We start from the raw sequence: 23,800 nt of genomic DNA, 5'->3' as shown, positions 1-23,800 counted from the left end.
CACATCATGAAAAGAAATACATATATAAAAATGCTCGCGGTATTGCTTACGTTAACCATCACCGCCTGCAATAAAGACCTTACCGAAATTAAGCCTGATTCTGTGCTGACTACGACCGATTATTACAAAACAGCGAAAGATCTTGACCTGGCCGTAATTGGTATATACAGCAGTTACCAAAGCCGAAAACCAACGGACTACATTTTGCTGGAACTGCCGACAGATAACCTTTACAGAACAACCTATACCTTATCGGCCGGAGCCGATGACGTAGACAATATGGCCATCACCTCGGCAAACCAGCTCTTTGCTACTTTCTGGGAAGCCAGCTACAGCGGCATATTCAGGGCCAATGTGGTGCTGGCCAATATTGATAACCCTGAGGATTATAAGGCAAAGCAGAAAGAACAGCTTATCGGTGAGGCCAAATTTATGCGGGCACTTTTTTATTTTGATATGGTGCGGCTGTTTGGCGGCGTACCCAAAGTAACTACATTGCTGGAAATAAACGAAGCCAAATCTACACCCAGGGCAAGCAAGGAAGAGATCTACAGCCTGATCATCAGTGACCTTAAAGATGCCCTGGCTACCTTGCCTGCAAAAGCAGATATGCCAAAGGGACGGGTGAGCAATGGGGTAGCTGCCGCCTTGCTGGGCAAAGTGTATGTTTACCTGAAGGACTGGCCAAATGCCAAAACCTACCTGGATATGGTGGCCGGTTATGGTTATGCCCTGCAAACTGATTTTGCTGCGCTCTGGAAACTGGAAAATGAAGACAATGCCGAACTGATTTTCGCCATCAAATACATAGAAGGCACAAACGGCCATGCCCTGAGCAGCGCATTTCTGCCTTTTGGTGGTAAAACCGGCATCGCCTCATCGGGCCTCGAATCTGTATTCCCTTCCTGGGATTTGCACAAACTTTTTGAAGTGGGTGATACACGAAAGGCCGCTTCCATTACAGAATTTTATAAAACACCAACACCGGCCAATTCACCTACAGTATGGTTTCCGCATGTGAGCAAGTATGAGGTGAAACACCTGCTGAATTCATCGGGAATAGACCTGCCTGTTTTGCGCTATGCAGATGTCATTTTGCTGCTGGCAGAAGTGCAGTACGGCTTAAACCGGCCAGATCTGGCGCTTGCAGAACTCAATAAGATCCGTAGCCGCGCCTTTGGCAATGCAACTAAAAACTATACCCTGGCCGATATTGCAACGGCTGATGCCTTTACCGATAAGATTTTGCTGGAAAGGCGACTGGAGTTTGCCTTTGAAAACGAAAGGTGGTTTGACCTGGTGCGGACCGGAAGGTTATTGACCGAACTGGCTTTTGAAGAACGGGGGTATAACCCGACTACACAGACTGCACTGAAATTTACCCTGCAGCCCAAACCGAATTATGTACTTTTTCCGATACCGCAACGGCAGATTGAAGTATATAACCCGGGCATACTGGCGCAAAATCAGGATTACTGAAAATACAGGACATGAGCTGTACAAGTACAAATTTGTACAGCTCCTTTAAATAAAGGGTAATTTTATGTGGTTACGTACACATTATATGTTTGACTATGTTTATGGCAAAAGAAAAAACGCAAATCATGAGGGATTTTAAAATTATATGATTATTTTCGGTAACGTTAACGGAGTTTAATGCACACACCAAATGAAACCGAATTTCAAACTGATTTACCTGTTCATGACAGCCGGGCTGTTGTGGACTACCGGGCTATATGCCAACCGGATATACGGCGGTTTTTATACTGAAGGTAAGATCGCCAATTTAAGGGCCAACTGCGAGCGTTACGAATGGGCACGAAAGCAACGCGATGCCGTTGTTTCAAGGGCTGCAAAATGGCTGGCAAAATCTGATGAAGCGTTATGGGAGATGGTGCCTGGTCAGGACCTGCCCCGCTGCATTGATGTGACCTTCGACCGACTTACCAAAGGGCCGAAATTCCTGGGCTGCCTGAAATGTGGCCACAAAATTTCCCGCCATGGCAACTATCCCTATAACCCCGATTTTGAAAAACAACCCTGGAAACTGACCTGTCCGTCTTGCCAGGCTGTTTTTCCAACCAACGATTTCGGGAAGTACTACAAAACTGCCATTGATGAGCGGGGCCTTTTTAACCCTGCAAAAGGGGATAAGCGTTTGCTGTATAATACGGCACATCCAGATCCTCAGGACCCCCTGCATAAGTACGGGGTAGACGATGGTTTTGGCTATGTCAATGCCGAAGGGCGCAGTTATAAGTTTGTTGGTTATTATGCCTGGAAATACTGGGACGAGATAGGAGATGGTTTGCGGATGCTTGCAGATGCCTTTTTGTATACCGGCGATAAGCGCTACGCCGCCAAGGCTGCTATACTACTGGACAGGATTGCCGACGTATATCCCGATATGGACTGGAAACCTTATGCCGACAGGGGCTGGTACCATTCAGACGGTGGGCGGAACATGGGCAAAATTGAAGGCTCAATATGGGAAACAAACGTAGTGCAGAATTTTGCTGATGCCTACGATAAGATATTGAGCGGCACGGTTGACCAGCCCGGCCTCTATGCATTTTTGCTCGGGCAATCTAAAAAATATAAACTCGGAAAGGCAAAGGGAACACGCGGGCTTTTTGTAAAGAATGTAGACGATGGCATCCTGCGTACAGGATTTAAAGCTGTTCTATCGCGCCAGGTTTATGGCAACCAGGGTATGCACCAGCTTAGTGCGGCCAAATGTGCCATTGCTTTGAACAGTAGCCCCGAAACATCTGAATGGCTAGACTGGATTTTTGCGCCGGGAGGGGGTGATATTCCGGGACTCATGATCCGTAACTTTGATCGCGACGGCACATCAGACGAAGGCGCCCCGGGCTATGCCTTTATGTGGGGTAACCTGGTGGCTAAACTGGCACAAACACTGGCGGGTTATCCGGCTTACACCAAACACCATATTTACCGCGATCTTCCACAGTTCAGCGCAACCTTCATGACAGCCTACCGCATGGCAGTGCTGGGTGTTGCCGTCCCGAATATTGGTGACTCCGGCTCAACCGGACTGGTTTCCAAAGGTGCCGTCAGCGCCGATTTCATTGCCCTGGGCTATGCACAAACCCGCGATCCTGAAATGGCGCTGGCCGCTTATCGTGCAAATGGAAACACTGCAAAGGGACTTGGTCTTGATATTTTCGCAGAAAACCCCGAATTGCTGGGGCAGGAGATTGAGCGTGCTGCCCGGCAGGCAGCAGCAGTCCCGAACAGGGGTAATTTGATGAGCGGCTTCGGCCTGGCCACACTCGAGGCCGGAACAGGGATGAAAGGCACGGCTATAGCCAGTAATTACGGCCGGACCATCAAACATGCACATCCCGATCTGCTCAATTTCGATCTCTTCGCCTTTGGCAAATGGATGGCGCCAGACCACGGTTATCCCGAATATGCAACCCGCTGGCCAAGCAATAATGAATGGACGGGAAGCACCATTTCGCACAACCTGGTTTATGTGAACAAACAACCGCAGAAAGAGGGTTGGGGCGGACATACCCGTCTCTTTAAACAATTGAAAGGTTTTGGTGCCTTCGAGCTGGACGGCAGCAGTGCATACCCGTCAATAAAGGGATATACACGCACAATGTTGCTGATTGGCGGGACGCCTGATAAGGCCGGGGGTACCGACAGTAATGCTTATGTGCTCGATATATTCAGGGTAACCGGAGGTGCTGACCATGTGTACAGTTTTCATGGCCCTCCGGGTATAGTGACTACAGCCGGACTGGAGCTGAAAAAGCAGGAGAAGGGCAGCTATGCTGGTGAAGATGTGCCTAAGGGAGTTTTGGCCGGAAATACGCCTATAGGATATGCCCATCTGTACAATGTGCAAAGGGACAATCAGCCACCAGGGCAATTTATGATTGACTGGAAAGTAGACCCTTCCTACCGGGGCATGAAAGCTGGAGAGGATACGCACCTGCGCATGCATGCGCTAAGCGCTGTGCAGGATGTGACGCTTGCCGATGGTGATCCGCCCCAGAACAAGCCGGGCAACCCCAAAACCCTAGGCTATGTATTGATGCACCGGCAGGGCGAAAACCTGAACAGCAATTTTGTTTCGGTACTGGAGCCTTACCAGCACAACCCTTTCCTGAAATCCCTGAAAAGACTGGACGATGGGAAGGACAATAAGGTGGCTTTAAAGATAGAACTGCTGAACGGTGAGGTAGATTATGTCTTGTATAACCCGGATGGAGGAACACCCTTCCGGCTGGATAACGGTATGCTGCTGAACGGCAGCCTGGGCTATATCAAAGAAAAGGCTGGAAAACCTGTTAAAGGAATTTTAATAGATGGCACCCTGCTGAAATATCATCAGCTGGAGCTTAAATCCGAAGGTGCTTTTACAGGCAAAGTTGTAAAGATGAACAAGGGTCTGGGGGGTGGTGGATGGCTGCTGGTAGATACCGCATTGCCTGCTGATGGCAGTCTGACCGGAGAGCAACTCCTGATAGCAACCAAAGGCAACCGGGATGCCTCCTATACCATAAAAAACATTACAAGGGAAGGGAATTTAACCCGCGTTTATTGTGGGCCAATAACTTTTGTGAGCGATTATAGTGCAGCCGGTGGGAAAGACGATGCCGGGCAGGCAGAGCGCCGGTATACCTACGACTTCGACGAAGGTGCCACATTTAAAGTGTCTTCACATACCCAATGGGAACCCAATCCTCCCGCAACCAAATCAAAACAAACTATGCAGTACATCGGTAATTCCAAATATACAGGCGGTGCGCTCGCCGTAGTGGCAGGTAAAGCCCCACTGGCACATACTACACAACTGCTGCCTGCAGATAAGAACGGAAAAATTGTTGGCAAAGCTAACCCGGGCCTACAACTGAAACAGCTTTTCGAAAATGCAGACCTGGCCTTAAAAACAGGTGGCTCCGGCCTGGACCGGGCAGTTAAGCTCAACGTTTGCGTGGCCGATAACAAACTAGTTCCTGAACTCAGGAAATACATTAGCAATCGTTTTAAAGCCGGAAAAAGACCCGCTGTAAGTCTGGTAACCGGAGATATCATCCCTTCCGAAGCACTTTTTGCAATTGACGCCATCGGTGTTTCTGATTTATCTGCAGCTCCCCCTCACCAGTCCCTGGTTGCCGTTTTGCCAGGGGCTGGTGTTGCATATGTGTCTGGTCAGGCCGCAAACGGGGAGATTGCCGGGGCGGCCCGGGCAACCCTGAAACAGCTGGATTCTACCCTGCAATACCTGGGCCTGAAAAAGAGCGATGTGGTGCAGGTGAAGTCTTTCATTTGCCCTGCTGCAGATATTGACCTGGTAAAAAAGGAGATGGCTGCTTTTTTTGAAGGCTATACCCTTCCGCCTACGGTATATATAGAATGGACCAGCAAAAAGCCGCTGATAGAAATTGAGCTGATTGCGGCGGTGCCGCCAGCTTTAAACAAACCGCAAACACCGCTGGATTTCATTACACCGGCCGGGATGACAGCATCGCCGGTATACGCAAAGGTTACACGCATCAATTATGGCAGTAAGGTATACCTCTCCTCACTGTATGGCGAAACCGGTAAGGAGATAGAAAATGAAACAGCAGCTATTTTTAAGGAGATGTCTGGCATTTTAACCAAGGCCGGGACTGATTTTGATCACCTGGTCAAGGCCACCTATTATGTGGTGACCGATAGTGCCAGCAACGATCTGAATATCATCCGTCCGAAATATTACAAGCCTGAAAGTCCACCCGCGGCATCAAAGGCAAAAGTGAAAGGTGTAGGCATACAAGGCAAGGAGCTTTGTATTGATATGATTGGTGTGGTTAAGGAAAAATAACGTAAACAGAAGCATATGTTTTTAGCCAAAAGAATACTCGTGTTGCTCTTGTTTGTACTGCCGGTAAAATATGGCCTGGGGCAATCGGCAGCCACGCCGCCAACGGTAATCGAACTGAAAGTGCTTCCCGGTCTGCAGTACGATGTGGCGCGCTTTACCGTAAAACCCGGAGCGGCGGTAAAACTGAATTTTACCAATACCGACGACATGAGCCACAATCTGCTCATTACCAAACCCGGGGCCAGGGTAAATGTGGTCAATGCGGCTTTGGCATTGGAAGAGAAAGGGCCTGCAATGAATTACGTTCCCAAATCGGCCGACGTGCTTTGGTCTATCCCTGTGGTTTCCCCCGATCAGACCAGATCGCTCAGCTTTAAAGCGCCCTCAAAAGCCGGAGCCTACCCCTATGTATGCACGTTCCCGGGTCATGGCTTTGTGATGTACGGTGTGATGTATGTGAGCCCCGATGGAAAAATGCCCGACCTAAAAACGGACCCGAATATTCCGCCTTCAAGGCAGGAGGATCAGGTAGCTGCGGCAGGTTCGCACGATATGCACAATCAGCACGATATGCATAAAATGCCGGAGCCTAAAAAAGTGACAGCAAGTCATCCCTACACTCCCGTTGCGCCATATCTGTACCGCATTTTCATGGAAGATGCCGGACCCGCTGCCATAGCCGTAAGCCTGCCCCAGGAATTGTCGTACTGCTGGGACGCAGGTTTATGTCGCTTAAGGTATGCCTGGAAGGGTGGTTTTGTAGACAACACGGGCATCTGGAAAGGCCATGCGGATGCCGTAGCCAAAATTGTTGGTACCATCTTTTACCGCGAAATAACAACCAGTCCATTGCGCATCGGCAAAGCCGATGAGATCCCGGTTACAGATTACAAGGGTTATCGCCTGATCAACAAATACCCCGAATTTCATTACACCCTCAATGGCACAGATGTATACGAGCTGATTTTGCCTAAGGCGGACGGGAAAGGTCTGATCCGTAAGTTCCGCATCCCCGATGCGCGTAAAACCGTTTGGCTGGCCTGTGCAGTTAATAATGAATCAGAAACTTACGAGGCCTCTTCCGGCGTTTGGGAAAAGGACAAGCTCAAACTGAGTCCGCAGCAGGCCCGCGACTTTTCGGTCACCATTACCAGCTATCCATTGGTTTACAATAAAAAAAGACGTTGATATGAGATCAGTAAGCATTAACAGGGCTGCGGTCCTATTGCTGTTTTTGGCAAGTGTTTTTTCTGTGAAAGGACAGGAAGCCTATACCGTGGAAACCATAACCATGCCCGAGGGGCTGACCAGCGAAACAGGAGGTATTGATTTTCTGCCCGATGGCCGTCTGGTGGCCTGTTTTATCCGTGGGGAAGTGATGATCTACGACCCGGCAGCAAAACATTGGAGCATATTTGCCGATGGCCTGCACGAACCGCTGGGCATTATGGCAGTCAGCAATGCTGAACTGGTGGTAATGCAGCGCCCTGAACTCACGCGTGTTAAAGATACCGATGGAGACGGCAGGGCCGATGTGTATGAAAAGCTGACCGATGATTTTGGTCTTTCCGGAAATTATCACGAATTCAATTATGGTCCGGCAAGGGATAAAAAAGGCAATCTTTTCATAGCGCTCAATACCGCTTCGCCGGGCGGCTCGGTAAACCAGGAGCTGCGGGGCAGATTTAATCCGTTTGGTCGCGATCTTCAGCAGGGGCTTTATGAAATGTACTCCGTTGTCCCCTACAGGGGGTGGGTGATGAAACTAACACCAGATGGCAAGCTGCATCCCTATGCTTCGGGCATGCGCTCGCCCAACGGTCTCGGTTTCGACCTGGAGGGCAATTTGTTTGTAACCGATAACCAGAGCGACTGGGTAGAGACCAGCACCCTGTACCATGTAGAGGAAGGCAAATTTTACGGTCACCCCGCCAGCCTGGTCTGGAACAAAGACTGGAAAGGCAAGAGCCCATTGGCCCTGCCTGTAAAGGAACTGGATGCCATGCGTACCAAAGCCGCTGTACTGTTCCCGCAGGGCATTATGGCCAACTCCCCTTCACAGCCACTTTGCGATGCTACAGGAGGCAAGTTTGGCCCCTTTGCGGGGCAGTTGTTTGTAGGGGAGATGAACCGTGACAGGATTGTACGGGTGATGCTCGAAAAAGTGCAGGGCCAGCTGCAGGGTGCCTGCATCCCATTTTTAGACGGACACGGCTTAAGGAAAGGGAATAATCGTTTGGCTTTTGCGCCCGATGGCAGCCTCTGGACAGGCCAGATTGCTTATGGATGGAGCGGCGATATTGGCATTCAACGCATTGTGTTTAATGCCAGGGCCCCGATGGATGTGTATACCATGAAGCTCAGCCACGATGGCTTCGAACTTACCTTTACCCAACCTGTAAACAAAGCGGAAGCATCAAATCCTGACAACTATAAGTTCAGGCATTATTTCTACAAATACCAGCGAAAAGTAAAACATGAGGGGGCAGACAACACCATGCAGCAAGACCTGCAGGAGGTTCCGGTTACCGGCATCAGCATTTCAGCCGATCAGAAAAAAGTGTCCCTGAAACTGGGCGCCCTGAAACCTGGTTATGTTTACGAACTGAAACTTGGGGGCATCACTTCAAACGAGGGTACACCATTGGCCAATAAGCTGATCTGCTATACCCTCAATAAACTATTAAACCCTGCGGATGGCAACAGGTAAAGACATATTAACGGAAGCTTTAAAGTACAGGAAGATTGACGCCTATGCCAATGCATATGCACAGGACGCGCAGGCAAAGGCCCAGATGGATTATGCAGATCGCCTGGGTATAGAGAAACTTTTTATTGCCCTACCTGTAGCCAAAAAGATGGCTGACAAGCCTGAGGAAATTAAGGCGTATAACGACCTGGTGCTGAATGCCATGAAAAGGTATCCCGGCAGGTTAATAGGCCAGGTTACCATCCATCCCGCTTTTCCCAAGGAAGCAGCCGAAGAAATTAAGCGCTGCATAGACCAGGGCATGACCGGCATGAAGCTTTACAACCAGGTAAAAATCAATGATCCGCTGTTTTATCCGGTTATAGAACAGTTCATCCCTTATCAGATGATCATTCATGTACATGGCGAAAGCCAGCTGGGCGTGGGCGGCTACCGCATGAAATATGATGTGCAGACTACCCCCGGTATCTCTTTGCCCGAAGATTTTGTAGACATCGCCATAAGATATCCCGAGGCCATGTTTCAGTATGCGCATATTGGCGGGGGCAGCGACTGGGAATATGCCTGCAAGGCTTTTAGAAAATACCTTAATATTTATGTAGATACAGGAGGAAGCAATAATGAAGAAAACATGATAGATTTTGCTGTAAGAACCCTGGGCGAGGACCGCGTCTTTTTTGGATGCGACGGTTCTTATTTTCAGGGCATTGGTAAAGTAATTTCATCCGTACTGGATGAAGCCCGGAAAAGGAAGGTATTTTTTGAGAACTACAACAATATCCTCCGCAAATCGGGCAGGAATTTTTAACCTAAACAAAAACACAATGGACCGAAGAAAATTTTTTGCCAGTACCGGGCTTTCGGCAGCTGGCTTACTGGTAAGCAAAAGCCTTTTTGGATTTGATCCTGAAGGGAGACAGGAGCAGCTGGCCGCAAATGGCCTACCACCCAGGTACGACATCGTAAAGGAGATGCTGAAATACCCCAAAATAGATGCACACGTACACTGCGACCTGGGGAACAGCAATCCCGAAGCGCAGAAGAAGTTTGCCGAGATCCTGATCGATTATGCCGAGCGTTTCAATATCCGTAAGCTGGTGCTTTCAAAACCGGTAACCCGGCTCATCAAGGGCATCCCCGATGCCAGCCCGGAAGCCTTTATTGAACACAATAACATCATTCTGGGCTTGATGAAACTACATCCCGACCGCATTACGGGCAGCTTTACCTTTAACCCCATCCACCTCAAAGCTTCGCTTGAAGAGATCAAGCGTTGTGTAGACCTGGGTATGGTAGGGGCCAAAACCTATTACCAGACTAAAATCAGCGACCCCTCATTCTATCCCATTGTAGAGAAAATGATCGATCTTAAAATGATCATCCATACCCATGCAGAAACACAGCTTGGTGTGGGTGGCTACCGCATGAAATACAATGGCAACAAGCCTAAAAATGTGTCGATCCCGGAAGATTTTGTGGCCATTGCGGCAAGGTACCCGGAAGCCATGTTCCAGCATGCGCACATAGGCGGCGGGGGCGATTGGGAGTACATGTGCAAAGCCTTAAAAAACAGCCCGAATGTTTATGTCGACACTTCCGGCAGCAACAACGAAGAGCACATGATCGATTTTGCGCTGGAGCAGCTGGGCGAAGACCGCCTGCTTTTCGGCTCGGACAACTGCTATTACCAGAGTGTGGGCAAAGTGCTGGCCTCAAACCTGACTGAAGTACAGCGCAAAAAACTATTCTTTGACAACTTTAACAACATCTTAAAAAAAGGAGGCAATCATGTTGATTGATATCAATGCTTACGTAGGCCACTGGCCATTTCAACAGCTGAAACACAATACCTGCGCAGGCTTACTGGAAAGAATGAACAAATTTGGGGTAGACATTTCGGTGATCAGCAACCTGAACGGCATCTTTTATAAAAATACACAGTCAGGCAACGAAGAACTGATCCAGGAGATCCGGTCGAATAAAAAATTCCATGACCGCTTTATCCCTTTCGCAGTCATTAACCCGATTTATGCCGGGTGGAAGGACGACCTGGATACCTGCGTTAAAAAGATGGGTTTTAAAGGTGTGCGCATCTATCCCAAATACCACGACTTTGACATTGCAGACCCTGCCTGCATCGAACTGGTTAAGCGTGTCCGCGACCACGGCCTGCCTGTGGCTTTCAATTTCAGGATGGTAGACAGCAGGCAGCGTTCCTGGATGGATATTGATTATATAGTTGGCACCCCTAAACCGGAATGGAACATGAAAAGCATATTGCCCATTATAAAGGCAGTGCCTGATGCCAAATATATGATCCTTAATTTTTGTAACAATGCGGCCCTGAATGAAGAAGAAATGGCCCTGGTAAAAAAGCCCAATGTCATTATCGACAATTCGGGGAGGGCCATCACCAATATGGCCGATTTCATTAAAACTTATGGCAGGGACAAGTTTGCTTTTGGCACCCATGCGCCTATCCTGGATTACCTTACCGCACAGCTCAGGATAGAATCCATGCGCCCTGATGAGGCCGACGAGGCAACCAGGGAATTGTTAAGGTCGGGTAACGCCAAAAAATTCCTTGGTATTTAAGGGTCAGTTGCCCTGCTTAAGTTTACGCTCCCATTTTAACAGTGCTGCGCATATCGCCAGACTTTCCTCGCCCCGGTTCAGGTAAGTCTGGCGTATGGCTTTATAAACCTCAGGGTTAACATGCGCCAGGTCTGCCCAGCCATGCAGCGCCTGGAAGTATGCAGGATATTCTGTGCCTCCATCTACTTTGCGCCGCACGCTTTTACGGTCGGGCGTTAGAACATTAACCAGCAATGTATTTGCAAAGCGTTTCACATCCTGCTGGTCAAAAACGATCCCGGCCTGCTGGGCTGCAACAATCATGGCAATGTCCAAAGCACCATGAGAGATGTCTTCTACATTGGCTGCTCCCTTAAAGTATTTTACATTCTGCGAAAGCTGGTCTTCCGGCAGCCAGCCCTTGGTGGTCATGGGTTCATACCAGTAATTCCAGATGTACAGATCAGATTTCGCATGGTACTGGAGTCTGTTTTTCAGCAGCTGACACATCTTTTTAGACCTGTCCAGATAGGCTTGTTTGCCCGTTAACCGGTATAGGGCAAGCTCGGCACATACATGTTTCCCCAGGAAGTTGAAAGGCGCCCCTACATTGTCGGCCGGAAAAGATTCGCCCCTTTCGCAGGTTAAATAATAGCCCTCATTATTGCCCGGCCCGTTTCGCCATAACCTGGCTGCGGCATCGGTGTAAGATTCTTCGGCAGCTTTAATGAAACGTGCTGTGGCGGGTTGTAAATGTTTAAGTGCGGGCTGGGCCTTAACCAGTTCGGCACAGCGCAGCAGGGGTGTATAAATGATGCCGATATAACCCATGTAAGCCAGGGGGATGGGTTGGAGCGTCATGTTTTGGACTACCGGCAGCGTTGTGCCGTCAACCTTTACAGCGATCAGATTGGAGCGATCTGTATAGGTTCCTGCTTTTGTGGAATAAGGGGCCATAGGGTCGTTAACTACTTTTTCAACAAAACGTTCGTCGGCCGGATCCATGCTCAGGTTGCTAAAGGTTTCTTCTCGGTTCCAGAATTCGTTCCTTAGCTGAAGTGTAAACCTTCCGGTTCTTCCGGGTTCATGTGCAACTTCTACATGGGTAAGCTGGTTGTTGGAATAGGGGGTAGAGCGGATGCTGATGATGGCTTTGCCATGTTGATCCTTGAGATCACCTTTGGCCACCACATATTTATAGCCCATGCTCCATGCCGGCCTGCTTTTTCCGGATCCGTCCGTCACACCACGTTTATCATCCCGGTGCGACAACAGGCGGTCGCCCCTTCGGGCCAGCGCTTCCAGGTACCTGGGGTCCTCTGTTGCCTCATACATATCTACCAGGGTGCTTAGGGTGGCGGCTTCATGCCAGGCAATGCTGCTGGCATCGGGCATGCGTTCCCAGGGGTCTCTTTCAGATACCCTGGATAAGAGGTAATCAGCGCGGCTGCGCGAAATTTCTATCCCTGCTCCCCGCTCCGGCTGTGCGCACCAGCTAAGGCATACAGCTGTCATTAAAATTCCAATGGTGTTCATGTGGTTTGGTTTAAGGTTAATGAGATCAATTCATTACAAAGGAAATACCCCCGGATAAACAAATATAACGATTTAAATAAAAATCGGTAACGTACACATAAACTTCATTTTGCAGGTCAACGGCGCAACAAATGATTTACTGGCGGCCCCTCCATATACTTTTAAAAGCTTTCCTGTTTCAGCAAGCACCTTAAGGTTTTCAGTTTATGTCTTTCTTCTTTTTGCATTGGTGTTCTGGCGTAAAAGTATAAAATCCATATCAATGTAAGCAGACCCTACTTTTTGAATAGATAAGGTTTATTTTTGCGGTTTTCATGCGGTTTTATTTGTTAAAAACTTGCGTAATATAATTTTGCGTTTATATTTGTATTTAAAACCGAACAAAAAACGCAATACATATGACATCAATTACAGAGCAATCGTCCCTGTACGATCAATTGGAAAACAGGTCAGTCGAAGAACTGACAGGTTACATTAACCAGGAAGATGAAAAAGTAGCCGCAGCAATAAAAGCTGTTCTTCCGGATATAAATAAGCTGATTACAGCAATAGTGGACAAACTAAAGGCCGGCGGGCGGATGTTTTATTTAGGCGCAGGAAGTGGTGGGCGGTTATCTGTCCTGGACGTGATCGAGCTTCCTACGACTTATGGTCTGCCCAAAGGGACATATAATTCCATTCTTGCCGGAGGAATTGATCGCCTGGCTGATGCGCTGGAAGAAAAAGAGGATGACCTGAATGAGGGCTGGGATGCCTTGCTGAAGGCAGGGATCAACCCGGGCGATATTGTTGTTGGTATTTCAGCAAGCGGAACCACACCCTTTGTATTGGAAGCCCTGAAGAAATGCAGGGCAGCAAATGTTACCACAGGCTGCATTGTCAGTAATCCTGCTACTCCAATAGCTGAACAGGCTGATTATCCGGTAGTGGTCATAACAGGGCCTGAATTTATTACCGGTAGCACAAGAATGAAGTGCGGCACTGCACAGAAAATGCTGTTTGATATGATCTCTACTACGGTAATGATCAGACTTGGACGGGTTGAAGGGAATTCCATGGTAAATGTTAAACTGATCAATGATAAAATTCTGGATCGGGCGGTAAAAATCCTGATGCAAAAAGCAGGGATTGAAGACTATGCCGAAGCTAAATCAATTCTGCTTGCACATGGATCGGTTAAAGCTGCAATGGATAAATTAAACAGTTATGGCCGGGCAACAAAAAAAAATAATTAAATTTCGGTAACGTACACAATTGTTCTTATATTAGTATCATGAGCTTCAGCGCAAGGATGTACGGGTAGTATCTGAAAATTTTTATTGAATTGGTTCCTCCTTTTAAATCATATAAACAACATCAATGAAACACACTAATGATCGCAGGGATTTTATCAAAAAGATGTCGTTAAGCGGCCTCGGACTGGTGCTGGCAGATGGCTTTTCTGCAGTTCATGCCCATAGCCCAGAGCCTGCCATTGCCGATCCCCGAAAACTGATCCTATCGAATAACCAGGGGCCTTCCGTACCTTTTGTGCCGCGCCGTACCGCCAGCTGGTGGGTAACCATCGAAGACCTGCAGTGGTCGCAGAAAAAGGTGGTAGACAGGATCAAACGCAGGGCTGCTGCTTTTGCGGAGGCTAAAATAGATATGGCCATTCATTATGGCTGGCACATCCGTTTCGATTTTTCCAATTATTTCGGTCAGCTGCATGGTTATATGGCCAATGTATGCGACGAACTGCATAAATACGACATAAAATTTATGGACCATTATTCCTGCAACCATGTGGAAAGGCCACGCGGACAGGAAGAATTCCGTAAGCTGCACCGCGGACAGCGGCATCATGTGCTGTTGTTTCACGATCCTAAAGCCGCTGAGTTTGCGCAGTATGAGGGCCATTTCTTTAAAGACATCTGCGAAGTGGATATCCGCGATGGGAGCAGGGGCTATGCGCGGCAGTACCAGATGGAAACCTTTTGTCACAACAATCCCGGTTTCCTGGATATGCACGCCAAATACCTGGAAAGACTTTTTAAAGAAGTGCCCCTGGATGGGATAGAAGTAGATGACATGTGCGATTATTCGGGCCTTACCACCTGCGGTTGTAAGTATTGCCGCGACCGTTTCAAGAAAGACTATGGTCATGAAATACCAAAATTCGGGGAAAAAGAATTCTGGGGCGATGTAAGCAAACCGATGCTGCAATGGGGCAATTATGAAAATCCGGCTTTCCGGGATTGGCTGAGGATGAAAACCGATGTGATTGTTGACCATGTAAAAATGGTAAAGGGTATTGCCGGTGATAAACCTTTGATGTCCTGCTGCTCCAGTACGGGGCCTATTGTACTGAATGGCATTTCGCTCGACCTGGAAAAAATGGCGCCGTACCTCGACTTTTTTATGCTCGAAAACGTAGGTACCAATATAAAGAGTGTAGACTGGCTAAAGATGGATGCCGAGGCCCTGAACCAAAAAGACATAGCCGACAAGCGCGGTAATGCACCGGCAATGGCACTGAGTTATACCATTTATGAAAAAGGAGGCTACCTGGGCTGGGCATTGAGCCGCTTCTGGGGAGTAGCCAACTGGAGCAGTACCCACAACCAGCGCCTGGAGGAAGACCCTGCCGATGCCATGGAAATGGAAGATGTGATCAGGCCTTCCAATTTATGGGAGGTAAAACATAACGACCTTAATCCCCGCGACGGTAAAGACCTGGTGGAGGTAAGGGTAGTGAACAATAAACTTTGCAAAGACAATGGCTGGCGCGGAGCAGATGGTCTGGAGCATTGGGACCATGCCAAGGCCTGGTCAAAAAAGCTGGTCGAAAATAGTATAGGTTACCGTTTTGTGCGGTACGAAGAACTTGCTGATGCTGCGGCATTGAAAAAGGAAAGTACCCCCTTGGTGCTGGACGGTGTAGGGTGTGTGTCCGAACAGCAGTTTAAAGCAATTCAATCTTATCTGGCTGCTGGTGGCAAGGCATGGATGTCCCTTCCCTTTGGGACGCACGACGAAAAGGGCTTTAAGCGTGCAAACCCGTTATCCGATCAGCTGGTGAAAGCAAAGTATAAAAACCTGCACCTGGTAGATCCGGTCACCAAATCGGATGTGCTCGGAAAGATGCTGGCTGAAGGCAAGCTGCAACCTGTTTTACGCCAGGTTTCGGGCGAAAAGGGCTGGGTAGCCCGGGTTAGGAGCTATAAAGGTAAGCCCGTTATCCATCTAATGAACACTGCATTAACCGGTATTCCGCATCCTACAATTAAAGACAATGCGGGGATCAGCATCCTTGCAGATATAGGTTCAAAAATTCAGAACAATGCATTGCAGTTTAAAATCAATACAGCTCAGTTTAAACTATCGGACTTGAAAGTGATGAGCCCTGAACTGGGAGATGAACGGCGGAAAGTCGCTATCCGGAAAGCTGAAAAAGGCTATGCGGTTTTGGATTTCGACTTAAACAAAGTGAAAGTTTATGCAGAAATACTGGGCTAAATAAGCAAAAGTCCAATAAAATATTTATTTACAAAGTTTTAATGATAAAATAATGTGATTTAGGTTTGTTTTTTTAAAACTTTGATGTATATTAGGGTACGTAACCGTAAAATGCAAAATGCTGATTATCTGGTTATTTGTACAGGGGAATAAAATTGTTATGATAAAGATGACTGATCTGACCAAACGGCTTCTTATTACAATATCAATACTCATTCTTTGCGGAGGAAACAGCATCGCTGTACCAAAGCTGATGGCGCCTGTTTTAACTGTATTAAACCCGAAAGACAGCCTGCTTTATTTAACCGGTAAATCCGGAAAAACAACCGTCGTCAGGAACCTTTCCGACTGGCAGCTCAAGCGTAAACAAATTATTGAAGGCATGGAGCAGGCCATGGGCAAATTGCCCGACCGTAACCATCTGCCTGCTTTAAATGTACAGGTAATCGATAGCCTTGCAGAGCCAGACCATGTCCGCTATACCATTCGTTTTACCGTAGCGCCTGATGAAATATTACCTGCATATTTATATATACCGCGACAGCGGAGGAAAGCGCAAAAACTCCCCGCAATGCTGGTGCTGCACGGTACAAGTGCGCTGGGTAAGGGGGCAGTCAGTGGCATCGATCCCAAACCGAATAGGGCCTACGCCAAAGAACTGGCTCAAAGGGGCTATGTGGTCATTGCCCCCGATTATCCCAGTTTCGGGGATTTAAAGGACTACGATTTTGAAAAAGACCGGTACCAATCGGGAACCATGAAAGCCATTTTTAACCACATGCGCTGTATAGACCTGCTGCAATCCAGGAAGGATGTTGATCCCAACCATATCGGTGTGATCGGACATTCCCTGGGTGGACATAATGCCATTTTTGTCGGGGCATTTGACGAGCGGGTCAAAGTGACCGTTTCCAGCTGTGGCTGGACCTTAATGGAGCATTACAATGCCGGGGACGAGGTCACTAAAAAACATGGAGGAAAGCTGGGGCCATGGGCACAGACCCGCTACATGCCTTTAATCAGGGATAAATACCAGCTGGACGCTGCTAAAGTACCCTTTAATTTTGATGGGGCCATAGCGGCCCTGGCTCCAAGGCCTTTTTTCTCCAATTCCCCAACCGGAGATGCGAATTTTGATGTAAATGGGGTAAAAGAGGGGGTGGCAGGTATAGCTGAGGTTTACCGTCTTTTTAAGGCGGGCGATAAGCTCCAGGTGAGGTACCCCGATGCCGGGCATGACTTCCCTCCGGAAACGAGACAGGAAGCGTATAAGTTTATAGATGCTGCACTTGATCACCGGGCGGTAACTGATAAACTGCTCTTTTAATTTTTTATTGCTAAATATCGGGTACGCACACGATAATGTATAATAACCACAAAACTTAAAATTAAACCACATAACATGCTGAAAATTTACTTTAACACCAAAAGTCCATGGCAAATCCCCAAATGGGGTTTGCTCCTGGTCGTTTTACTTGCCGCACTAGTCCCGGGGCAGGTATTCGCTCAAGATTTAAAAACAATTAAAGGTGCAGTTGTCGAAGCGTCTAACGGGCAGCCAATCCCGGGGGTTAGCGTAAAGATAAAAGGAAGCACCAAAGCTGTGTCGACCAGTAACCAGGGGCAATACAGCATCCAGGCAAAAAGCACCGATGTACTGGTGTTTACTTTTGTGGGATCTAAAACACAGGAACTTACGGTAGGCACGAGAACTACGATTAGTGTGAGGTTGGAGGCGGATGAGCAGTCGCTGAATGAAACGGTAATTATAGGCTATGGCTCTGCTAAAAAAAAGGACCTGACCGGTGCCGTGGGGGTAGTTAACCTCAAAGATTTGAACCAGGCGCCAGTAGGTACCTTTGCAGAAGCCCTTGCCGGTCGCGTGGCAGGTGTACAGGTTGCTGCAAGCGATGGTCAGCCTGGTGGAGGGATTAATATTGTAATCAGGGGAGTTGGCTCATTAACACAAAGTACTGCCCCATTGTTTGTAATAGATGGTTTTCCGGTTGAAGACCTTGACCCAGCTACTATAAATCCTGATGACATTGAATCCATGACGATCCTGAAAGACGCATCCTCTACAGCGATCTATGGTGCAAGGGGATCTAATGGCGTAGTTGTAATCACTACAAAAAGAGGAAAAATAGGAAAGCCGGTATTTGGTTTTAATACTTCGTATGGAGTGCAACTGGAGCCAAAGCCAATTGAAGTGATGAGCCCCTATGAGTTTGTTAAATACCAGAATGAGCTAAATCCTACACAGGCAAGTGTAAGGGCATATTTTGCTTACGATCCTGTTTTGGGAAGAAATAAAACACCCGAAGATTATATAGGAGTAAAAGGGGTAGACTTTCAGGATCTGGCTATACAAACCGGCCTGATCAGTAAAAATAACCTGAGTTTGAGGGGAGGAACCGAGCAAACAAAGTACTCCGTATCCGGATCGTTCTTCGATCAGCGCGGAGTTATTATCAAAACCGGCTACAACAGCTATAACGGAAATCTGAAGTTAGACCAGACGATAAGTAAAAGGTTTACAGCTGGTTTAACCGTTAATTACAGTGGGGTCAAACAAAATGGGAAAATTCTTAACCAGGGTTCTGTAGGTGCATCAAACCCTACAGGATTTATTTTGCCAAGGGCATGGATGTACCGCCCTATTTCTGCCTTTATAGAACAGGATTTAGTAGAAGAAGATGCAGATGACCTTGCCGTAACTGCTTCTGATATCAGGATAAACCCCATTAGAGACCTGGAAAATCAGCATGAAGTTAACCTGACGAATCTTTTTGAAGCCAATGGTTCCCTAAATTATATCCTTAATGACCACATTACATTAAAAAGTACTGCAGGTATCCGTCACAACAAGGTTGTTGCAGAAAGGTTTTATAACAGCAGAACAACCCAGGGAAGAACAAATATAACCAATTCAAACGGGGTGAATGGGTCTATTTTAACTACCAATCAGAATTATTTTTCAAACTCCAATACCATTAATTATGAAAAGACCTTCAATAAAGACCATACTATAAAGGGATTAGGATTATTTGAATTGAACAGCATTAGCCTTTCGCTAAATGGTTATAGTGGAAGAAACCTGCCCAATGAAGTACTCGGAATGGAAGGACTGGACCAGGGGACAATTTATAATCCAAGAATATCATCGAGTTTACAGACCATGGTATCTTACGGTTCCAGATGGGATTACAGTTACAAATCAAAATATATAGTCACAGCAGCAATAAGAATTGATGGTTCTTCTAAATTTAATAATAAATGGGGGTATTTCCCTGCAGGTGCAGTAGCATGGAATATGCATAAAGAAGGCTTCTTTGCAAAAGCGCTGCCTTTTGTATCTACATCAAAACTTAGGATGAGTTATGGAAGCAATGGGAATAACAGGGTAGGAGACTTCGCTAAAAATGCACAATTGCAGCAAACCCTGGATGGTTATTCCTTTAACAATGGCATGCCGGTAGGGCAAGTAAATATTTCAAATGTTGGGAATAGGGATTTGCGCTGGGAAAAAGCCACCATTATGGATCTGGGACTCGAATTGGGAGTGCTGAAAGACCGCTTTACCATGGAGCTTGGCCTATACAGAAAAATAAATGACGATCTGTTATTAGACGCAGAGCTGCCGCCAACTACCGGTTTTGCACGGGCAAATAAAAATGTGGGTAAACTACAAAATGATGGTATTGAAATTACCTTAAACGGAGACATCATCAGGTCTGAGCATTTTACCTGGCAAAGTAATTTTAACATCAGCTTCAACAAAAACAAGATCATGGAATTGGAAGTGGGCAAAAGGGCACTTTTTACAAATGCTTCATATGTTAGCCAATTCTCTAAGCCTTTATATATGGCCGAAATTGGAAGACCCGCAGGTATGATGATCGGCTATATTTGGGAAGGTAATTACCAGTATAGTGATTTTGACGAAACGGCGCCAGGCGTGTACGTATTAAAACCAACGGTAGCCAGTAGTCAGGGCAACAGGACCACAGCTGTTACCCCTGGCGAAATAAAATACAGAGATCTGAATGGAGACGGTATTATGACAGAAGCTGATATGACTTTCATTGGTCGTGGACAGCCAATCCATACTGGTGGATTCAGCAATAATTTTAATTATAAAGGATTTGGGCTAAATGTGTTCTTCCAGTGGTCTTATGGAAATGATCTATACAATGCAAACCGCTTGCTGCTGGAAGGGAACAGCAATGGTTATGCGCTGATCAATCAATTTGCCAGTTATGCCAACCGCTGGTCACCAGAAAACCAGACCAATGCCAATTACAAAACACGCGGACAAGGCCCTATAGGCTTCCATTCATCCAGGGTGGTTGAAGATGGTTCCTACTTAAGGTTAAAGACATTATCCTTAAATTATTCTATCCCTGCCAAGTATCTTAGAAGTTTATATTTAAGTAGTTTAACCCTAAACCTGGCGGCGCAGAATCTGATCACCTGGACCAAATATACCGGAATGGATCCAGAGGTCTCAACCCGTAACTCTATACTTACGCCAGGATATGACTATTCTTCCTATCCGCAAGCACGTACCATTGTATTTGGTTTGAAAGCTTCTTTTTAAACCTATTAATTCTAACTAAAATGAAAATAAAATATTATATCGTATTATTTCTTCTGTTGAGCCTGGGCTCATGTAAGAAATACCTGGAAACAGAACCGGCTGATTTTATTGATCCTAAAGACTATTATGAGACCGAAGAGCATTTAAGATTTGCCCGGGCAGGCGTTTACCATATTTTAGGAACTTCCGGTTTATGGGGCAGTAATGCTAACTACCTGTTTGCATGGCAGGGAGATGAAGGTTACTATAACAGGCCAACTCCGCCAACCGGGCCGATGTTTTATAACTATTCTACTGGTGATGCCTATAACAATAACCTTTGGAGTACCCTGTACAATGGGATCAACCGTGCAAATGTGGTACTGGCCAACCTGGATAAAAATCCTGGAATCAGCCAGGCCGTTCGGGATGTAATCCGCGGTGAGATGTATTTTTTAAGAGGATATTTTTATTCCGTACTTGCTACCAATTATGGAGGTGTGCCCTTAAAATTGACGGCTACAAGCTCTATTGTTGAGGTGGACATTGCCCGGTCTACATTAAAAGAAACTTACGATCAGGTTGTGAAAGATATGGAAGCTGCAGAACCGCTGGTTCCGGGTATTACTTCTCTTGGTTATGGCGGTGCAATCAGCAAATCTGCTGTGCGTGGTATGCTGGCGCGCGTTAATTTATATATGGCCGGCGAGCCGCTCAAGGATAAAACCAGATATACTGAGGTAATTAAATGGAGTAAGAAGGTAATTGACGATGCTGAAGCTGCCCATGCTTTAAATCCAAGTTACTCACAGATATTTATCAACCTGGTTGCGGATAAATACGATATCAAAGAAAGCATTTGGGAGGCAGAATTTTGGGGTAATGGTACGGATGCCAGTCTCAATGAAACAACCAATATGGGTTATATAAATGGACCTTCTTCTGTTGCCAGCTCAGCCAATGGCACGGCTGTGGCCTATTTCAATATTACTTCTAAATTTTACAATGCATTTGAGCCGGGCGATAACCGAAAGTGGTGGAGTACTGTGCATTTTGGCTACCCGGCAGTAGCTACCAGCCCTAAAACAATGTCGGCTTTACCAGCTAATGAGGGCGTTAAAGCCCAAATGAAACCAGGGAAATGGAGAAGGGAGTTTGAAGTGGTTGCACCGAAAACAACGGTTACTCCTACTAACGTGCCGCTTCTACGCTTTGCAGATATATTGCTAATGTATGCAGAGGCAGATAACGAAGTGAATGGTACACCTAGCGCAACTGCGATAGAGTATGTAAACCGGGTAAGAAAAAGATCCTGGTCTACCGGCGTTAAATCTGTAACGGTTACCAATGGGGGGGCTGGTTATACCACTGCGCCAACGGTAACTTTTTCTGCAGGTGTAGGGGGGGCAACAGCTACGGGAACTGCTGTAATTTCAGGCGGAAGGGTAACCGCTATAAACCTGTCACGCGATCTGACTGCTGTTTTATTTAACGTAGAAGGTAAATACACTTCAGTGCCAACGGTTACGATTACCGGTGGCGGTGGAACAGGTGCTACAGCAACAGCTGCCATCAACCTGCTTACCGATGCAGAATTGACGCCTGCACAAACTGCTTCCAAAGCAGCATTTCTTGAGGTTATTCAGAATGAGCGGTTCCGGGAACTGAATTATGAAGGCTTAAGAAAAGCAGATTTGTTGCGCTGGGGAATATTTTTTCCGGTAATGCAGGATATTGCAGACAGGTTAGCTATTGAAGTTCCAACAACTCCTTTCTTCTCTCAGATATTCAGAAATGTTGAAAGGAAACACCAGTTCATGCCGATACCCAGCTCAGAAACGTCTACAAATCAATTGATGGTCCAAAATCCGTTTTGGTAGTTAATTTAAAGAAATTAAAATATGAGACTTAGATATTATAGTATGGTAGCCGGGATGCTTTTGTTGGTGTCCTGCTCTAAAGAATTAAAGGTGTCCTCTGCCCCTGATTTTGAAGTAACACTTGATAAAACTTCTTATAAGGTGGGAGACGAGGTATTTTTCAACATCAAAGGTGGAGCCGCTGACGAAATTTCTTTTTATTCGGGAGAGATTAATAAGCAATACGCCTATAAAGAAGGCAGAACTATTGATATATCAGCGGCCTCCCTTACCATGGAACTCCAAAACAGTGTGCAGCTTGGTGCTCAGGTCAACCAGTTGGCAATTATGTATTCGACGGATTTTAACGGAGATTATTCAAGCGTTGCTGCCCTAAAGAAAGCAACCTGGACTGACATCACCAGCAGGTGGCCGTTAGCGACTAATGCTACATTTGTACCTGTTGTTCCTGCCCTTCCCGCATCCCAGGATATCTCCCGAGACATTTCAGCGCTTAAGGTGCCTGGCAAACCACTTTATATCGGCTTTAGATACCTTACAAAGTCACAGGCTGCCAATGGTATCGCCCGCCAATGGTTTGTCCAGGGATTTGCCATTAAAAGCAAGGTGCAATATGATGGAACATCGCCCATTGTATTGGCTAATCAGGCTAATGCAGGTTTCAGGATAGTTGATGACAATAAGGTAAACGATGCCCGGGCGCTTTCATTGGTGACAACCAGTAGGATTACTCTCCAGGGCAATTTGTACAGGCACCCAGGGTTGGCTATCTACAATCCGGATGATCCGATGTACGACCCAAAAAATCCAAAATATGATCCCCGAGATCCTGGATTTGATGCCAATGCTGTATTCCCTAAATTTGTTCCATTTGATCCTTCCAGCCCTTATAACGATCCTGAAGTAGAACATTGGGCAATAAGTAAGGCTATCGACATCGATAGAATTTCCATTGAGCCAGATTACCCTGAATCGATAAAACTTTACAACAATCAGCCGTTGAAACAGCATAAGTACATCTATACAACACCAGGTACTTATAAAGTGGTGTTCGTTGCGGCAAACCGTACAATTGATGAAACCAAATCTGTAGTCAGAGAAATCACAGTAACGATTACACCGTAAGATAGGGAAAGGCTCCGCCCGGTCAAATGAAGCCATCATCATAAACCATTTTA

The 23,800-nt window shown here is 46.7% G+C and carries 14 protein-coding genes; 13 read left to right on the top strand and 1 reads right to left on the bottom strand.

Annotated elements, in window-relative coordinates:
- The first annotated feature begins 6 nt into the window (after nucleotides 1-6).
- The 7 genes from ABIE26_RS13260 (at nucleotide 7) to ABIE26_RS13230 (ending at nucleotide 11,150) form a co-directional block, all read left to right on the top strand.
- A complete protein-coding gene (locus tag ABIE26_RS13260) occupies nucleotides 7-1,479 on the top strand; it encodes a RagB/SusD family nutrient uptake outer membrane protein (protein ID WP_310142214.1) in 1,473 nt (490 codons plus the stop codon).
- A gap of 190 nt (nucleotides 1,480-1,669) precedes the next feature.
- Nucleotides 1,670-5,845, top strand: a complete 4,176-nt coding sequence (locus tag ABIE26_RS13255) for a Rid family hydrolase (RefSeq protein WP_310142216.1) — start codon at nucleotides 1,670-1,672, stop codon at nucleotides 5,843-5,845.
- A 15-nt stretch (nucleotides 5,846-5,860) separates the two neighbouring features.
- Nucleotides 5,861-7,033: a plastocyanin/azurin family copper-binding protein gene (locus tag ABIE26_RS13250; RefSeq protein ID WP_310142218.1), complete on the top strand. Its 1,173-nt coding sequence runs from the start codon at nucleotides 5,861-5,863 to the stop codon at nucleotides 7,031-7,033.
- 1 nt (nucleotide 7,034) lies between these two features.
- Nucleotides 7,035-8,555, top strand: coding sequence for a PQQ-dependent sugar dehydrogenase (locus ABIE26_RS13245; RefSeq protein WP_310142219.1), 1,521 nt, complete (start codon nucleotides 7,035-7,037; stop codon nucleotides 8,553-8,555).
- Entirely contained in the window at nucleotides 8,542-9,363 is an 822-nt protein-coding gene (locus tag ABIE26_RS13240) for an amidohydrolase family protein (RefSeq protein ID WP_310142221.1), read from the top strand. Before ABIE26_RS13245 ends, ABIE26_RS13240 begins: the two co-directional genes overlap by 14 nt.
- Before the next feature lie 16 nt (nucleotides 9,364-9,379).
- Nucleotides 9,380-10,354 (top strand): amidohydrolase family protein, encoded by a 975-nt coding sequence (locus ABIE26_RS13235; RefSeq protein ID WP_310142223.1) that lies wholly within the window; start codon nucleotides 9,380-9,382, stop codon nucleotides 10,352-10,354.
- On the top strand, nucleotides 10,344-11,150 hold the full coding sequence (locus ABIE26_RS13230) for an amidohydrolase family protein (protein ID WP_310142224.1): 807 nt from the start codon (nucleotides 10,344-10,346) through the stop codon (nucleotides 11,148-11,150). The genes ABIE26_RS13235 and ABIE26_RS13230 overlap by 11 nt, the downstream gene beginning before the upstream one ends.
- A gap of 3 nt (nucleotides 11,151-11,153) precedes the next feature.
- On the opposite strand, the gene ABIE26_RS13225 is transcribed toward ABIE26_RS13230, so the two are convergent.
- Entirely contained in the window at nucleotides 11,154-12,665 is a 1,512-nt protein-coding gene (locus ABIE26_RS13225) for a hypothetical protein (RefSeq protein WP_310142225.1), read from the bottom strand.
- A 398-nt stretch (nucleotides 12,666-13,063) separates the two neighbouring features.
- On the opposite strand from ABIE26_RS13225, the gene ABIE26_RS13220 reads away from it, so the two are divergent.
- The 6 genes from ABIE26_RS13220 to ABIE26_RS13195 all read left to right on the top strand — a co-directional run bounded on the left by ABIE26_RS13220 (nucleotide 13,064) and on the right by ABIE26_RS13195 (nucleotide 23,747).
- The gene (locus tag ABIE26_RS13220) at nucleotides 13,064-13,900 is read left to right on the top strand and encodes an N-acetylmuramic acid 6-phosphate etherase (protein WP_310142227.1); all 837 of its coding nucleotides are present in this window, start codon (nucleotides 13,064-13,066) and stop codon (nucleotides 13,898-13,900) included.
- A 124-nt stretch (nucleotides 13,901-14,024) separates the two neighbouring features.
- Complete coding sequence (locus ABIE26_RS13215) at nucleotides 14,025-16,163, top strand: hypothetical protein (protein ID WP_310142228.1); 2,139 nt, start codon at nucleotides 14,025-14,027, stop codon at nucleotides 16,161-16,163.
- Between the two features lie 160 nt (nucleotides 16,164-16,323).
- Nucleotides 16,324-17,490, top strand: a complete 1,167-nt coding sequence (locus tag ABIE26_RS13210; protein ID WP_310142230.1) for an alpha/beta hydrolase family protein — start codon at nucleotides 16,324-16,326, stop codon at nucleotides 17,488-17,490.
- 75 nt (nucleotides 17,491-17,565) lie between these two features.
- The gene (locus ABIE26_RS13205) at nucleotides 17,566-20,763 is read left to right on the top strand and encodes a SusC/RagA family TonB-linked outer membrane protein (RefSeq protein ID WP_310142232.1); all 3,198 of its coding nucleotides are present in this window, start codon (nucleotides 17,566-17,568) and stop codon (nucleotides 20,761-20,763) included.
- Nucleotides 20,764-20,783: 20 nt separating this feature from the next.
- Nucleotides 20,784-22,622 (top strand): RagB/SusD family nutrient uptake outer membrane protein, encoded by a 1,839-nt coding sequence (locus tag ABIE26_RS13200; protein ID WP_310142233.1) that lies wholly within the window; start codon nucleotides 20,784-20,786, stop codon nucleotides 22,620-22,622.
- A 21-nt stretch (nucleotides 22,623-22,643) separates the two neighbouring features.
- Nucleotides 22,644-23,747, top strand: coding sequence for a DUF5017 domain-containing protein (locus tag ABIE26_RS13195; RefSeq protein ID WP_310142234.1), 1,104 nt, complete (start codon nucleotides 22,644-22,646; stop codon nucleotides 23,745-23,747).
- Nucleotides 23,748-23,800: the final 53 nt, after the last annotated feature.

Source organism: Pedobacter africanus (assembly GCF_040548825.1).
GTDB lineage: Bacteria > Bacteroidota > Bacteroidia > Sphingobacteriales > Sphingobacteriaceae > Pedobacter > Pedobacter africanus_A.
The sequence above is the reverse complement of the archived record's forward strand: the minus strand, read 5'-3'. Positions and strand labels throughout refer to the sequence as shown.